17 protein-coding genes are annotated in these 13,405 nt (G+C 72.4%); 7 read left to right on the forward strand and 10 right to left on the reverse strand.

Going from position 1 to position 13,405, the window contains the following annotated elements; translation table 11 throughout:
• Positions 1 to 7 precede the first annotated feature (7 nt).
• On the reverse strand, positions 8 to 148 hold the full coding sequence (locus B4U46_RS37975; RefSeq protein ID WP_167747571.1) for a hypothetical protein: 141 nt from the start codon (positions 146 to 148) through the stop codon (positions 8 to 10).
• Between the two features lie 160 nt (positions 149 to 308).
• Here B4U46_RS37975 and B4U46_RS06160 point away from each other — a divergent pair, with 160 nt between their 5' ends.
• The 5 genes from B4U46_RS06160 (at position 309) to lnt (ending at position 4,499) form a co-directional block, all read left to right on the forward strand.
• The gene (locus B4U46_RS06160; RefSeq protein WP_079424766.1) at positions 309 to 1,025 is read left to right on the forward strand and encodes a TVP38/TMEM64 family protein; all 717 of its coding nucleotides are present in this window, start codon (positions 309 to 311) and stop codon (positions 1,023 to 1,025) included.
• A 48-nt stretch (positions 1,026 to 1,073) separates the two neighbouring features.
• Complete coding sequence (locus tag B4U46_RS06165; RefSeq protein WP_079424768.1) at positions 1,074 to 1,952, forward strand: undecaprenyl-diphosphate phosphatase; 879 nt, start codon at positions 1,074 to 1,076, stop codon at positions 1,950 to 1,952.
• A gap of 114 nt (positions 1,953 to 2,066) precedes the next feature.
• A complete protein-coding gene (locus B4U46_RS37980) occupies positions 2,067 to 2,243 on the forward strand; it encodes a hypothetical protein (protein WP_100865141.1) in 177 nt (58 codons plus the stop codon).
• 69 nt (positions 2,244 to 2,312) lie between these two features.
• On the forward strand, positions 2,313 to 2,774 hold the full coding sequence (locus B4U46_RS06170; protein ID WP_079424769.1) for a nuclear transport factor 2 family protein: 462 nt from the start codon (positions 2,313 to 2,315) through the stop codon (positions 2,772 to 2,774).
• Between the two features lie 66 nt (positions 2,775 to 2,840).
• Positions 2,841 to 4,499 (forward strand): apolipoprotein N-acyltransferase, encoded by a 1,659-nt coding sequence (lnt, locus tag B4U46_RS06175; protein ID WP_079424770.1) that lies wholly within the window; start codon positions 2,841 to 2,843, stop codon positions 4,497 to 4,499.
• Here lnt and B4U46_RS06180 read toward each other — a convergent pair.
• The gene (locus B4U46_RS06180) at positions 4,438 to 5,349 is read right to left on the reverse strand and encodes a Gfo/Idh/MocA family protein (RefSeq protein WP_079424771.1); all 912 of its coding nucleotides are present in this window, start codon (positions 5,347 to 5,349) and stop codon (positions 4,438 to 4,440) included. The two genes, lnt and B4U46_RS06180, sit on opposite strands and share 62 nt — an antisense overlap.
• Before the next feature lie 90 nt (positions 5,350 to 5,439).
• Here B4U46_RS06180 and B4U46_RS06185 point away from each other — a divergent pair, with 90 nt between their 5' ends.
• Both B4U46_RS06185 and B4U46_RS06190 read left to right on the forward strand, forming a co-directional pair.
• Entirely contained in the window at positions 5,440 to 5,964 is a 525-nt protein-coding gene (locus B4U46_RS06185) for a DinB family protein (protein WP_079424772.1), read from the forward strand.
• Positions 5,965 to 6,078: 114 nt separating this feature from the next.
• A complete protein-coding gene (locus B4U46_RS06190) occupies positions 6,079 to 6,630 on the forward strand; it encodes a hypothetical protein (protein ID WP_237292684.1) in 552 nt (183 codons plus the stop codon).
• Between the two features lie 7 nt (positions 6,631 to 6,637).
• Here the strand turns inward: B4U46_RS06190 and B4U46_RS06195 are convergent, their stop codons facing one another.
• The 8 genes from B4U46_RS06195 to B4U46_RS06230 all read right to left on the reverse strand — a co-directional run bounded on the left by B4U46_RS06195 (position 6,638) and on the right by B4U46_RS06230 (position 13,343).
• A complete protein-coding gene (locus B4U46_RS06195; RefSeq protein ID WP_079431595.1) occupies positions 6,638 to 7,084 on the reverse strand; it encodes a tetratricopeptide repeat protein in 447 nt (148 codons plus the stop codon).
• 135 nt (positions 7,085 to 7,219) lie between these two features.
• Complete coding sequence (locus tag B4U46_RS06200) at positions 7,220 to 7,888, reverse strand: uracil-DNA glycosylase (RefSeq protein WP_079431594.1); 669 nt, start codon at positions 7,886 to 7,888, stop codon at positions 7,220 to 7,222.
• Positions 7,889 to 7,996: 108 nt separating this feature from the next.
• Positions 7,997 to 9,580, reverse strand: a complete 1,584-nt coding sequence (locus B4U46_RS06205; protein ID WP_079424775.1) for an ABC transporter substrate-binding protein — start codon at positions 9,578 to 9,580, stop codon at positions 7,997 to 7,999.
• A 153-nt stretch (positions 9,581 to 9,733) separates the two neighbouring features.
• Positions 9,734 to 10,495, reverse strand: coding sequence for an SDR family oxidoreductase (locus B4U46_RS06210; protein WP_079424776.1), 762 nt, complete (start codon positions 10,493 to 10,495; stop codon positions 9,734 to 9,736).
• Between the two features lie 29 nt (positions 10,496 to 10,524).
• Positions 10,525 to 11,286, reverse strand: coding sequence for a 3-oxoacyl-ACP reductase FabG (gene fabG / locus B4U46_RS06215; RefSeq protein WP_079424777.1), 762 nt, complete (start codon positions 11,284 to 11,286; stop codon positions 10,525 to 10,527).
• A 192-nt stretch (positions 11,287 to 11,478) separates the two neighbouring features.
• Complete coding sequence (locus tag B4U46_RS06220; protein WP_079424778.1) at positions 11,479 to 11,862, reverse strand: DUF3037 domain-containing protein; 384 nt, start codon at positions 11,860 to 11,862, stop codon at positions 11,479 to 11,481.
• On the reverse strand, positions 11,859 to 12,710 hold the full coding sequence (locus B4U46_RS06225) for a HipA family kinase (RefSeq protein ID WP_079424779.1): 852 nt from the start codon (positions 12,708 to 12,710) through the stop codon (positions 11,859 to 11,861). Before B4U46_RS06225 ends, B4U46_RS06220 begins: the two co-directional genes overlap by 4 nt.
• Before the next feature lie 18 nt (positions 12,711 to 12,728).
• Positions 12,729 to 13,343, reverse strand: coding sequence for a cysteine hydrolase family protein (locus B4U46_RS06230; RefSeq protein WP_079424780.1), 615 nt, complete (start codon positions 13,341 to 13,343; stop codon positions 12,729 to 12,731).
• Positions 13,344 to 13,405 lie beyond the last annotated feature (62 nt).

Here is a 13,405-nt window from a genome sequence, read left to right on the forward strand (position 1 = left end):
GGAAGGGTCAGCTTCGTGCGCCGTCGAACGCGGCGGGTGCCGCTGCGGCGAAGGCCTCTGCCAGGGCGAGTGCCGGGGAGGCGGGGAGGGCAGCCTTCGGCGCGTCCGCGACTGCGGACGGCGCTGCGGTGAAGGCGTACCGGGACATGCCCCTGATCCTGCCCCAGGGGGCGGGGCGCGTCGAACGAATTACCGCCGGGCCGGGGTCCGTTCGCCGGCGCGGTGCGTGCTCCGGCCGTCGGGCTCCGTTCGTCCGGATGAGGCCTGGATTACGGCGGGGTGCCGCGCCGGTCGGTTAATCTCCCCGGATGTCCCTCCTCCTCGCGCCGTGGACGCGGCTGTCGCTGCTGCTCGTGCTGCTCGTGGCGGCCGGGGTCTGCGTCCTGGTCTACGAGCCCCAGCGGCTGCTCTCCCAGGGCTGGCCGACGGGGCTCCCCGTCGGCGTGGCCGTGCTGCTGTTCGCGGCCGCCTACGGGCTGTGCACGGCGGCGTTCGTGCCGCGCCCGCTGCTGAACCTCGCCGCGGGGGCGGTCTTCGGCACCTGGTTCGGCCTGGTGGCGGCCGTCGGCGGCACGGTGCTGGGGGCCGGGATCTCCTTCGGCCTGGGCCGCGCGATGGGCCAGGAGGCACTGCGCCCGTTCCTGCGCGGGCGCTGGCTGAAGGCGGCCGACGCCCAGCTGAGCGGGCACGGCTTCCGTTCCGTGCTGGCGGTCCGGATCTTCCCCGGGGTGCCGTTCGCCGCGGCCAACTACCTGGCGGCGGTGTCCCGCTGCGGCTGGCTCCCCTTCTTGCTGGCCACGGCCCTCGGTACGGTGCCCAACGCGGCCGCGTACGTGATCGCGGGAGCCAGTGCCTCCTCCCCCGGATCCCCCGCGTTCCTCGTCTCGTCCGGGTTCATCGCCGTCTCCGGGGTGGTCGCCGCCGCGGTCGCCTGGCGGGGGCGCCACCGCCTCGCGGCCCCCGCCGTGTGCGAGCCCTCGCCGGTGCACCCCCCTGTGGTCGGTGCCGCTCCGCACGGGCCCTAGCATCGGACCCGAACTGCCCGACGATCACAAGGACGAGCACCCACCGACATGAGCTGGTTCGAATCCCTAATCCTCGGTCTCGTCCAAGGTCTCACGGAGTTCCTGCCGATCTCCTCCAGCGCACACCTGCGGCTGACGGCCGCTTTCGCCGGCTGGCACGATCCGGGTTCGGCCTTCACGGCGATCACGCAGATCGGCACCGAGGCCGCCGTGCTGATCTACTTCCGCAAGGACATCGCGCGGATCGTCTCGACCTGGTTCCGCTCGCTCTACACCAAGTCGCTGCGCTCCGAACAGGACGCGCGGATGGGCTGGCTGGTCATCGTCGGCTCCATCCCGATCGGCGCCCTCGGCGTCGCGTTCAAGGACCAGATCACCGGCCCGGCCCGTGACCTGCGGCTGACCGCCACCACCCTGATCGTGATGGGCCTCATCCTCGGCTTCGCCGACTGGCTGGCCTCGCGGGACGAGCAGGGCGGCCGGCACCGGGTGGTGAAGCAGCGCAAGACGCTCAAGGAGCTGGGCGTCAAGGACGGTCTGATCTTCGGCGTGTGCCAGGCGATGGCGCTGATCCCGGGCGTCTCGCGCTCGGGTGCGACGATCTCCGGCGGTCTGCTGCTCGGCTTCACGCGTGAGGCGGCGGCCCGCTACTCCTTCCTGCTGGCCATCCCGGCCGTGCTGGCCTCGGGCGCCTTCGAGATCAAGGACGTGATCGAGACCCCCGGCCACATCACCTGGGGGCCGACGATCTTCGCCACGGTGATCGCCTTCTTCGTGGGCTACGCCGTCATCGCGTGGTTCATGAAGTTCATTTCGAGCAAGAGCTTCATGCCGTTCGTGATCTACCGGATCCTGCTCGGCATCGCGCTGTTCGTCCTGATCGGCATGGGCGTGCTGGCGGCGGAGGCGGGCGCGTCCGGCAGCTAGCCCGGCCGCGAGGACCCACGTGTGCGCGACGGAGGGCGCCCGGGAACGTTCCCGGGCGCCCTCTGCGTCGTTGTGCCCGGTGAGACCTGAACGGCGAGCGACTGGGGGTGTCCCATGGGTCGGGTGGTACTGGAGCGTTTTCCGGCCGGAAGTCCGCGCGGCAGCTGGCCCGCGGAGGAGTACGCGGCCCAGCGGATGCGCGAGGGCGTGCCGGCGGAGGTGGTGATGGACCTGGCCAGTGACGCCTTCCTGGTCGTGATCCGGAAACGGGAGGCGCATTCCGGCCACTGAGCCCCATCCGGAAGATCCCGTGGCCGCACGCCCCTTGGCCTCGTGGTCCGCCGGCCGCACACTGACCCGATGACGCAGCGTGTGGACCTGGCGACGGTGATGGACCGGCTGGCGGTCGACGAGGTGGTCTCGGGGTACGCGGCGGCCGTCGACGACGGCGACTGGGCGGCCTACCGCGCCCTGTTCACCCCCGGCGGGCGGGCCGACTACGGCTCGGCGGGCGGGATCGAGGGGCCGGCCGGGGAGGTGGCCGACTGGCTCGCGGAGACCATGCGGCTGTTCCCGGTGCGCCAGCACCTCATCGTCAACCGGCGGATCCTGCTGGAGGACCGGGACGGCTCCCCCGGGGACACCGCGCGCGTGCTGGCCGACTTCCTGAACCCGATGCGGCTCGCGGGCGACGGCGACCAGGGCACCTCCCCCAACTTCGTCGCCGCCGGGCGCTACACCTTCACGCTCGCCCGCACAGCGGCCGGCTGGCGGCTCACCGGGGTGACCGTGCACGAGAAGTGGCGCCACATGCAGGCCTGAACGCCGGCCGGAGTTTGCGGGCGCGGCCCGCCGGATGCGGTCCCACACTGGAGGCGGAGGCACGTCATGGTCGCGGAGCTGAGCGGGCGGAGCGGGCGGAGCGGGCGGAGCGGGCGGAGCGGGGCCTGCCGGCCGGGCGGGCCGGCCCGGCTGCGCGGACGGGGCGGGCGCACCGGGCCGGACCTGCCGGGCCCGCGCAGCCGGTGGTGGCGGGCTTCGGGGGCGGTCGCCGCCGGGGCGCTGCCGTGCCTGGCCTTCCCCGCCCCGGCGCTGTGGTGGCTGGCGTACGTGGCCCTCGTGCCCTGGATGCTGCTGCTGCGCTCCGCCCCCACCGGGCGGCGGGCGGCGCTGGAGGGCTGGCTCGGCGGGGCGGGGTTCATCGTCGCGGTGCACCACTGGCTGCTGCCCAGCCTGCACGTGTTCCTGGTGCCCCTCGCCGCCCTGCTGGGGCTGCTGTGGATCCCCTGGGCGCTGCTGGTAAGGGAGTTGCTGGGCGGGGCGCCGGATCCGGGCCGGGCCGCGGTGGCCCTGCTGCTCGTACCGGCGGGGTGGCTGCTGTCCGAGCTGGCCCGGTCCTGGCAGGGGCTGGGCGGGCCGTGGGGGCTGCTGGGGGCCAGTCAGTGGCAGGTGCCCGCGGCGCTCCGGCTGGTCTCCGTGGGCGGGGTGTGGCTGGTGAGCCTGCTGGTGGTGGCGGTGAACTGCGCGGTGGTGCTGCTGGTCGCCGCGCCGGGTGCGCGGGTGGCGGCGGTGGCCTCGGTCGCGGGGTGCGCGGTGCTGACGAGCGTGGTGTGGCTGTGGCTGCCGCGCCCGGAGCCGGCGGGCGGGCTGCGCGTGGCCGTCGTGCAGCCCGGCCTGGTGGACGCGGCGGACGGCGCGGAGCGGCGGTTCGCCGTCGGGGAGCGGCTGACGTCGGACCTGGCGGGCACGCACCCCGATCTGGTGGTGTGGGGCGAGAGCAGCGTCGGCGCGGACCTGGCGGCGCGGCCCGACCTGGCCCGGCGGCTGGCGGAACTGTCCGCGCGGGTCGGAGCCCCGCTGCTGGTCAACGTGGACGCCCGCCGCTCGGACCGGCCGGGAATATACAAGAGCTCGGTGCTGGTCGGACCCCAGGGGCCCACCGGCGACCGGTACGACAAGATGCGGCTGGTGCCCTTCGGGGAGTACATACCGGCCCGGTCGGTGCTGGGCTGGGCCACCTCGGTGGGCAAGGCGGCGGGCGAGGACCGGATGCGGGGCGACGGGCCGGTGATCATGGACCTGCCCGGCGGGACCCGGATCGGCCCGCTGGTGTGCTTCGAGTCGGCCTTCCCCGACATGAGCCGCTACCTGGCCGACGAGGGGGCCGGGATGCTGGTCGCCCAGTCGTCCACCTCGACCTTCCAGCGCAGCTGGGCCCCCGCCCAGCACGCCTCGCTGGCGGCCCTGCGCGCCGCCGAGACCGGCCGCCCCATGGTGCACGCCACCCTGACCGGGGTGAGCGCGGTCTACGGCCCGTCGGGCGAGCGGATCGGCAGGGCCCTGCCCACCTCGGCGAGCACGGCAGCCGTGTACGAGGTGCCGCTGGCCCGGGGCACGACCCTCTTCGTCCGGTTCGGGAACTGGCCCGGCGGCGCCTCGCTGGCCGCGCTCGGCCTGTACTGCGCGGCCCGGGGCGCCCGGGCGGTCAGGGCCGCGAGGTCTGCTCCAGCGCCGTCAGCACCACCCGCTCGCACAGCTCGTGGGTGAGCAGGGCGTCCCGGGCGCTGAGCACCTTGCCGCCCTCCACGGCCTCCAGGAAGGTGTCGACGGCCTGCTCGATCCCGCGCTGGCGGGCCACGGGGACCCAGTCCCCGCGCCGGCGCACCGTCGGCTGCCCCTTGTGGTCGATGACCTCGGCGAGGTTGACGACCTGGCGCTTGGAGTCCTGTCCGGAGACCTCCAGCACCTCCTCGGTGGAGCCGGAGAGCCGGTTCATGATGCCGAGGGCGGTGAATCCCTCACCGGACATCTGGAGCACCACCTGTGACATCAGCCCCTCGCGCACCACGGCGCGGACGTCGATGTGGTCGGCCTCGCCGGGCAGCAGGAAGCGCAGGGTGTCCACGACGTGGATGAAGTCGTCGAGGACCAGGGTGCGCGGGTCCTCGGGGAGCCCGACCCGGTGCTTCTGCATGACGATCAGATCGCGCGGGAGGTCGGCGCACTGCGCGTACCCGGGGGCGTGACGGCGGTTGAAGCCGACGAAGAGGGAGGTGCCGCGCTCCTCGGCCAGCTCGACCAGGCGGCGGGAGTCGGCGAGTTCGTAGGCGAGCGGCTTGTCCACGTAGGTGGGCACGCCCGCCTCCAGCAGCCGCTCCACGATCTCGGGGTGGACGCCGGTCGGGGCGTGCACGAAGGCGGCGTCCAGGCCCTGGGCGATCAGCGCGCCGAGGGAGGCGTGGCGGCGGCCCTCGGGGACGTGGTGGACCGCCCCGAGCCGCTCCAGCGTGGCGTGGGTGCGGGTCTGCAGGTGCAGTTCGACCCCGGGGCGGGTGGTGAGCACGGGCAGGTACGCCTTCTGGGCGATGTCGCCGAGTCCGATGACGCCGACCTTCACCGGGAGCCTCCTGGTATGTGCCGTATGCCGTATGGGACTCCGCAGCATAATCGCTGGTCGCCGATGGCGCGTTCGACCAGGATGGCGGCCATGACCACCTCCCAGGGAAACCACCGCCACGAGCCCTCCACGACCGCCGGCGAGCGCGAGATGCTGGACGGCTGGCTGGAGTACCACCGCGCCACCCTCGCCTGGAAGTGCGAGGGCCTTTCCGGCGAACAGCTGCGCGCCACCCCGCTGCGGCCCTCGGCACTGAGCCTGATGGGCCTCGTACGGCACATGGCGGAGGTGGAACGGTACTGGTTCCGGGAGATCTCCCTCGGCGAGGACCTGCCCGACCTCTACAGCACCCGCGAGAACCGGGACGGGGACTTCGAGTTCACCGGCGCGGACACCTGGGACGACGCGGAGCAGGTCTGGCACGAGGAGGTCGAGCTGGCCCGCCGGGCCGTCGCCGGCCGTTCCCTCGACGCGGTCTCGGACGCCGCGAGCCACCACCGGGGCGAGGTCTTCAGCCTGCGCTGGATCTACACGCACATGATCGAGGAGTACGCACGGCACAACGGGCACGCCGACCTCCTGCGCGAGCACATCGACGGGGCCACCGGCGAGTAGCGGGGGTGCCGGGGCGGGCGGTGTCCGCCGGACACCGCCTCCGCGTCACCCGTGCGGGGTGAATATCGGCCCAGGGTTTTCGCAACGGGGCCCTCGCACAGCAGAGTTGCGCGGGTGCATCCAACCCGAACCTCGACGAAACTGCTCCTCGGAGCCGCCTGCGCCGTTTCGGCGGTCTCGGCGGTCTCCGGCTGCGTGAACGTGAGCCCCGCGCCGATGCGGCCCGCCGGGGCTCCCTCCGGCGCGGCGGCGCCCCGGCACGAGCCGCGCGGGGGCCCCGGGGCGCTGCCGGTGGTGGTCCAGGCGCCCGCCCTGGAGGCGCTGAAGGCCGTCCCCCGGGACCGTGCCGCGCGTCCTTCGGCGCCCACGGCCGCCGGCCGGGGCACGGCGCGCTCCGCATCGGGCGGGCCTGAGCGGGCCGTGCCGGCGGAGGAGGCCCCGGAGGCCGTACCCGACATCCCCGAGCCGCGCAGGCACGCCGGGCACGCCGAGCGGCTGCCCGGGGGCCTTCCGGGGGCGGTACGGACCGACGCGCGGGTGCCGCGCGAGCTGGTGCGGGAGTTCCCGGTCCGCCCGGCCGACGTGTGCGCTCTGGGCCGCCGGCACGGTCACTGGAAGCCGGACAGCCCGGAGGCCCGCATCTGCGCGGGCGTCCACGAGGGCTGAACGGTCCCTAGGGCGACTGCTCGGGGAAGGGCCGGGGGCCCGGGCCCGCCTCCGCCACGAGCCGTCTTTCCAGGCGGGCGATGGCGTCGCGGACGCCGTCGCCGTACTCGTCGTCGGGCAGGGCCCGGGTGGCGGCGCGGGCCCGCGCGAGGTGCACGCGTGCTGCCTCGGGGCGGCCCAGCTTGACGTAGTCGGCCGCGAGGCTGAGGTGCAGCGAGGGGTAGAAGACGCGCACCGCCTCGCCGAGCCTGTCGGCGGCGCTCAGGGCCCTCAGGTCCCAGGCCAGTTCGTCGGCGGGGTCGTCCTGGGTGTCGGCCATGTAGTGGGCGAGGGTGCAGCGGTGGAGCAGGTCGCCCTCCTCGCCGATCTCGGACCAGATCTCGCAGAGCCGGTTACGGGCCTCCTCGCGGTCCCCGGCGTGCAGCAGGATGACCGCCTGGCCGATCCTGGTCATGACGGCGTCCTCCGACGCCTCCTGCTGCTGCTCCGTCAACGGGGCCTCCGGCTTGCTCTGCCGGACCTGATTCCGGTCCGATCATCAAGAAGCTAGCCGGAGGCACCGGCTCTGACGCCGAGGCGCGGTGGGGTGTCAGCCCAGGTCCGGGATCCGCCAGTCGATCGGCTCATGGCCCTGCGCGGCGACGGCCTCGTTGATCTGCGTGAAGGGGCGGGAGCCGAAGAACTTCTTGGCCGACAGCGGCGAGGGGTGGGCGCCCTTGACGATGACGTGCCGCTCCTGGTCGATCAGCGGGATCTTCTTCTGGGCGTAGGCGCCCCAGAGGACGAACACGGACGGGTCGGAGCGGTCGGACACGGCGCGGATCACCGCGTCGGTGAACTTCTCCCAGCCCTTGCCCTTGTGCGAGTTGGGCTCGGCCTCACGGACGGTGAGCACGGCGTTCAGCAGGAGGACGCCCTGCCGGGCCCAGGGCATCAGGTACCCGTTGTCCGGGACCTCCAGGCCCAGCTCCTCCTTCATCTCCTTGTAGATGTTGCGCAGCGAGGGCGGGGTCCTGACCCCGGGCTGCACGGAGAAGCACAGGCCGTGCCCCTGGCCGGCGCCGTGGTACGGGTCCTGGCCCAGGACGAGTACCTTCACCTTGTCGAACGGCGTGGCCTCCAGGGCCGCGAAGACCTGCTCGCGCGGCGGGTAGACCGGCCCGTTCGCCCGCTCCTTCTCGACGAACTCGGTGAGCTCCTTGAAGTAGGGCTGGTCCAGCTCCCCGCCGAGGACGGGCAGCCACGACTCGGGCAGCATCTGGGGCACGTCGACAACCTCCGGTACAAGTTCGTGCAACTCCTCAGAACCTACCGGGCACCACTGACAACGCTACGCCCCGGGCGCCCGCGCACCCGGGGCCCGCCGTCACCAGCTGGTCTTGCGGTACAACTCCCACATCTGCATGGCGGTCTGGGGGTCCAGGGCGCGCTCGGCCCCGGCGATGTCCTCGCGGGCGCCGACGTAGAGCTTGCCCTGCCACAGCGGCAGCAGCCGGACGTCCTGCGCGAAGATCTGCTGGGCCTGCTCGAACTCCCGGACGCCGGCCGAGCGGTCGCTCTCGCGGCGGGACTTGGGCAGGATCTCGTTCTGGATCGTGGCGTTCTCGTACGGCGTGCCGACCGCGTTCTCCTTGCCGACGAACGGCGCGATGAAGTTGTCCGGGTCCGGGAAGTCGGGGAACCAGCCGCGGCCGAAGACCGGGTACTCGCCGTTCTTGTAGCCGACCTGGAAGTCCTTCCAGGGCTTGCTGCGCAGCGTGATCTTGAACAGGCCGCTCTCGTCCAGCTGCCGCTTGATCTCGGTGAACTCGTCGGCGGTGGAGCCGCCGTAGCGGTCCGTGGTGTACCAGAACGTGAGGTCCACGGGCGTGGGAATCCCGGCGGACTGCAGGAGCTTGCGCGCCTTGGCCACGTCGGCGTTGCCGTACATGTCGTAGAAGGGCGTCTTGTGGCCGACGACCCCCTTGGGGACCATCGAGTACAGCGGCTCGGCGGTGCCCTGGTAGACCTTGGTGACGAGCGCCCCGCGGTCGATGACCTGGGCGATGGCCTGGCGCACCGGCAACTTCGCGACCTGCGGGTCCTGGGGGTTGAAGACCAGGTAGCGGATCTCGGAGCCGACGTTCTCGACGACCTGGACGCCCTGGTTGTGCGAGGCGGTGCTCTGCAGGTCCTTGATCTCCGCCGCCGACAGGCCTCGGTAGGTGGCGTCGATCTCCTTGTTCTTGAGGGCCGCCACCATCTGGTCGGACTTCTTGAAGTAGCGGATGGTGACCGCGTCGTTACGGCGGTTGGCGAAGCCCTGGTAGCCCTCGTTGCCGTCGAGGACCGCTTCGGAGCCCTCCTTGTACGAGGCGAGCAGGTACGGGCCGGAGCCGGTGACCTTGCCGTCCGAGCGGACCTTGTCGGCCGGGTACTCCTTGGGCGCGACCAGCGAGGCGGCGGGCGAGCCGAGGACGTACGGGAAGGTCGCGTCGGGGGTCTTCAGGTGGAAGACGACCGTGAGCGGGTCGGGGGCCTCGATCTTGTCCAGGCTCTCGAAGAGCCCCTTGGGGCCGACCTGGGAGTTGATCGTCCTGATCCGGTCGAGGGAGTGCTTGACCGCCTTGGAGTCGAGCGGCTCGCCGTCGGAGAACTTCAGGCCCTTGCGCAGGGTGCACCGGTAGGCCATGTTCGCCGTGTCGGTGAAGTCGCAGCTCTGGGCGGCGTCCGGCTGGGGCTTGGTGCTGCCCGTGGGGAACGCCAGGAGGGTCTGGTAGATGTTCCGGTAGAGCTCCCAGGAGCCGTCCCAGGCCGCGGCGGGGTCGAGGGTGCTCGGCGCGCTCGTGGTGCCGACCGTGATCCTCTTCGCCGCGGCGTCGGCGTCGTCCGAAAGCAGACCGCATCCGGCGAGCAGGGATATGGACGCAAGGGCCGCAGTGATCTGCAGGCATCTGGTCCGGTTGAACACGTGCACGCTCCTCGATCAGCCACCGGGTGCGGCAGACCCTACCGCAGAGCGTCACAGTTCCAAGGGGCAGGTTTCATGAGGCTCTTGACCGATTTCGCGCGTGTTCGATACGTATTTGCCTCCCCTGGGGAGGCAAATACGTCCGGTTATCGGTCAGTGCACACCGGCATTCAGGAACATTCCCCCGTCGACGACCAGGGTTTGTCCAGTAATCCATTCCGCTTGTGCAGATGTAAGAAATGCGGCCGCTCCCCCGATGTCCTCCGGGACCCCGAGCCGGCCGAGCGGATAGGCCGCCGAGGCCTCCTGCTCGCGGCCCTCGTAGAGCGCCTGGGCGAACCTCGTCTTGACCACGGCCGGCGCGATCGCGTTGACCCGGACCCGGGGCGCCATCTCGTGCGCGAGCTGGAGGGTGAGGTTGATCATCGCGGCCTTGCTCATCCCGTACGCCCCGATGAAGGGCGAGGCGGAGAGCCCGGCGATCGAGGCGATGTTCACGATGGCCCCGCCGTTGTCCTTCTGCCAGGCGTGCCAGGTCCGCTGGGCGAAGCCGAGGGCCGAGATCACGTTGGTCTCGAAGACCTTGCGCGCCACCTGGAGGTCCAGGTCGGCGATGGGTCCGAAGACCGGATTGGTGCCCGCGTTGTTGACCAGGAAGTCGACGCGGCCGAAGGCCTCCATCGCCCGCTCCACGGCGACGGCCTGGTGGGCCTCGTCGTGCGCCTTCCCGGCCACCCCGATCACCCGGTCCGAGCCGAGCCGCTCGACGGCCTCCTTGAGCGCGTCCTCGTTGCGCCCGGTGATCAGGACCCGGTCGCCCCGGGCGACCAGCGCCTCGGCGATCCCGTAGCCGATGCCCCGGCTCGCCCCGGTGACCAGTGCGGCCTTGCCGCTGTCCGTGCCGTTGTACGTCATGCCGTACGCCCTGCCTCTCCGGGGTGTGGTCAGTTGAGCGGGCCGCCGGCCACGTAGAGCACCTGGCCGGAGACGAAGCCCGCGTCCTCGCCGGTGAAGAAGGCGATGGCGTTGGCCACGTCCGCGGGGACGCCCACGCGCTGCACGGGGATCTGCGAGGCGGCGGCGAGCTGGAACTCCTCGAAGCCCATTCCGACGCGGGCCGCGGTCTGCGCGGTCATCTCGGTCGCGATGAAGCCGGGGGCGACGGCGTTGGCGGTCACGCCGAACTTGCCGAGCTCGATGGCCAGGGTCTTGGTGAAGCCCTGCAGCCCGGCCTTGGCGGCGGCGTAGTTGGCCTGGCCGCGGTTGCCGAGCGCGGAGCTGCTGGAGAGGTTCACCACGCGGCCGAACTTGGCCTCGACCATGTGCTTCTGACAGGCGCGCGCCATCAGGAACGCACCCCGCAGGTGCACGTTCATGACGGTGTCCCAGTCGGTGTCGCTCATCTTGAAGAGCAGGTTGTCGCGGAGCACGCCCGCGTTGTTCACGAGGATGACCGGGGCGCCCAGCGTGCTCGCGACCCGCTCGACGGCCGCCTCCACCTGGGCGGCGTCCGAGACGTCGCAGCCGACCGCCAGGGCCTTGCCGCCGGCCGCCGTGATGGCCTCGACGGTGTCCTTGCAGGCCGCCTCGTCCAGGTCGATCACGGCGACCGCCCGGCCCTCGGCGGCCAGGCGCAGGGCGGTGGCCGCGCCGATGCCCCGGGCCGCCCCGGTGACGATCGCGACGCGCTGCTCGGTGGTGGACATGCTGGTTCTCCTCGCCCTTGAGAGACGGCCGCCCGAGGTGAGCAACCGCTTAGTAGCTTCAGCTGAGGAGACGCTAGGAGTCGCGGCACCGCGTGTCAACGGGGTCCCGGCCCGGCGGCGTTCGCGCCGCGGGCCGGCCGGTCCGCCGTCCGGGGCCCGGGCGCCCCGGACGGCGGACCCCGGGCGCGCGGATCAGCGGACCAGCAGGTCCAGCAGGCGCTCCACCTCCGCGGCGGGATCGGCCGTCAGGCCGGTGTGCACCGGTCCGGGCTGGACCACGGTGCTGCGGGGGGCGATCAGCCAGCGGAACCGCCGCCCCGGGTCGTCCCCCGCCGCCTGGCCCGCCCGCTCGCCGCCCTCGCACAGCCCCTCGACCCCGCGCAGCGCCGCCCGGACCCCGGCCACGTCGGCCTCCGGGTCCAGGGCGAGGAGCTTGGCCTCGTCCAGGTGGGTGCGCGCGGCGACGAAGGAGTGCGCCCGGCAGTAGACGATGACCCCGGCGTTGAAGCACTCGCCGCGCTCCATCCGGGGCACCACGCGCACCAGCGCGTATTCGAACACGTCCCGCTTGGTCACTCGTCGCCGCTCTTCTGCTTGTTCTTGCTCTTGTCCGACTGGGGAGGGAGGCGCTCGGCGAGCCAGCCCGGAGGGCCGGACCGCGGACGGACCTCGGCCTCCATGGTGATCCTCTCGTGGATCGTGGCCGCGCGCGGCAGCAGCGCCTCCACGTAGGCGCGCCGTACCGCGTCGGTGGAGTCGAAGCCGGGCTCGTCGACGAGCCACTCGTCGGGGACGTCCGCGGCGACCTCGGTGAGCAGCTCTTCGGTGACGAGGGGGGCCAGCTCGGCGGCGGCGGCCGCGATGTCCGGGCCGACGGGGGCCAGGACGTGGTCGGAGGCGTTGTAGGGCTTGGCGGCGGCGGCATGGGCGGTGGGCCAGTTGTGATGCCAGATCATCGTGGCGCCGTGGTCGATGAGCCAGAGGTCCCCGTGCCAGACCAGCATGTTCGGATTGCGCCAGGACCGGTCGACGTTGTTGATCAGGGCGTCGAACCAGACCACGCGCCCCGCCTCGACCGGGTCCGCCGAGTAGGCGAGCGGGTCGAAGCCGATCGAGCCGGGCAGGTAGTCCATGCCGAGGTTGAGCCCGCCGCTGGCCTTGAGCAGTTCCTGGACCTCCTGGTCGGGCTCGGCGAGCCCGATGACGGGGTCGAGCTGCATCTGCACCAGCCGGGGGACCCGCAGCCCCAGGCGCTGGGCGAGCCGCCCGCAGACGACCTCGGCGACCAGGGTCTTGCGGCCCTGGCCGGCTCCGGTGAACTTCATGACGTAGGTACCGAGGTCGTCGGCCTCGACGATTCCCGGGAGCGAGCCGCCCTCACGCAGGGGCGTGACGTAGCGGGTCGCGATCACTTCGGACAACATCCGCCCAGGTTACGGGGGTCAGCGGCGCGGAGCCCACTGCGAAAGCAGTTCCTCGGCCGTGGTGACCGACGCCACCAGGACGAGCGAGTTGCGGATCACCTCGGCGGTGCAGGAGGCGGGCACCCCGGCGATGGCGTCGGCCGGGACCACGACCTCGTAGCCGAGGTTCACGGCGTCGAAGACGGTGTTCGGGATGGCGATGTTGGAGGAGACCCCGGTGACGACGAGGGTCCGGATCCCGAGGTTGCGCAGCAGGGCGTCCAGGTCGGTTCCGGCCATCGGGGAGAGTCCGTGCAGCCGGCGGACCACGAGGTCCCGCGCCTCCACCGTGACCGGGGCGGCGACCTCCACGGCCCGGCTGCCGGTCAGCTGGCGCACGGGCAGCTTCCCGGCCGCCCGGAACAGCCGCGCGTTGGCATTGGCCGCGAGCCCGTCGGGGCGCCGCTCGGCGACCGCGTGGACCACCTGCACCCCGGCCGCGCGCGCGGCGGCCACCAGCGCCGCCACCCGGTCGAGCATTCCGGAGTCCCGGGCCTCCTTGGCCAGCTCGGGCAGGGCGCTCTCCTCGCCGACGACACCGTTCTGGCATTCGACGGTGAGCAGCGCGGTGGTGGCGGGATCGAACTCCGGCATGGCTCCCCCTGGTGCGTAGACGGAAGAGGACGCATGATTCCTGACACCTAGTCAGATGTGAA

This window comes from Streptomyces katrae (assembly GCF_002028425.1).
GTDB classification, from domain to species: Bacteria; Actinomycetota; Actinomycetes; order Streptomycetales; family Streptomycetaceae; genus Streptomyces; species Streptomyces katrae_A.

Bases quoted from the DNA above. Each gene is read 5' to 3' on its own strand.
- B4U46_RS37975 (WP_167747571.1), bottom strand. From the start codon at position 148: ATGTCCCGGTACGCCTTCACCGCAGCGCCGTCCGCAGTCGCGGACGCG.
- B4U46_RS06160 (WP_079424766.1), top strand. From the start codon at position 309: ATGTCCCTCCTCCTCGCGCCGTGGACGCGGCTGTCGCTGCTGCTCGTG.
- B4U46_RS06165 (WP_079424768.1), top strand. From the start codon at position 1,074: ATGAGCTGGTTCGAATCCCTAATCCTCGGTCTCGTCCAAGGTCTCACG.
- B4U46_RS37980 (WP_100865141.1), top strand. From the start codon at position 2,067: ATGGGTCGGGTGGTACTGGAGCGTTTTCCGGCCGGAAGTCCGCGCGGC.
- B4U46_RS06170 (WP_079424769.1), top strand. From the start codon at position 2,313: ATGACGCAGCGTGTGGACCTGGCGACGGTGATGGACCGGCTGGCGGTC.
- lnt (WP_079424770.1), top strand. From the start codon at position 2,841: ATGGTCGCGGAGCTGAGCGGGCGGAGCGGGCGGAGCGGGCGGAGCGGG.
- B4U46_RS06185 (WP_079424772.1), top strand. From the start codon at position 5,440: ATGACCACCTCCCAGGGAAACCACCGCCACGAGCCCTCCACGACCGCC.
- B4U46_RS06195 (WP_079431595.1), bottom strand. From the start codon at position 7,084: ATGACCAGGATCGGCCAGGCGGTCATCCTGCTGCACGCCGGGGACCGC.
- B4U46_RS06200 (WP_079431594.1), bottom strand. From the start codon at position 7,888: ATGCTGCCCGAGTCGTGGCTGCCCGTCCTCGGCGGGGAGCTGGACCAG.
- B4U46_RS06210 (WP_079424776.1), bottom strand. From the start codon at position 10,495: ATGACGTACAACGGCACGGACAGCGGCAAGGCCGCACTGGTCACCGGG.
- fabG (WP_079424777.1), bottom strand. From the start codon at position 11,286: ATGTCCACCACCGAGCAGCGCGTCGCGATCGTCACCGGGGCGGCCCGG.
- B4U46_RS06225 (WP_079424779.1), bottom strand. From the start codon at position 12,710: ATGTTGTCCGAAGTGATCGCGACCCGCTACGTCACGCCCCTGCGTGAG.
- B4U46_RS06230 (WP_079424780.1), bottom strand. From the start codon at position 13,343: ATGCCGGAGTTCGATCCCGCCACCACCGCGCTGCTCACCGTCGAATGC.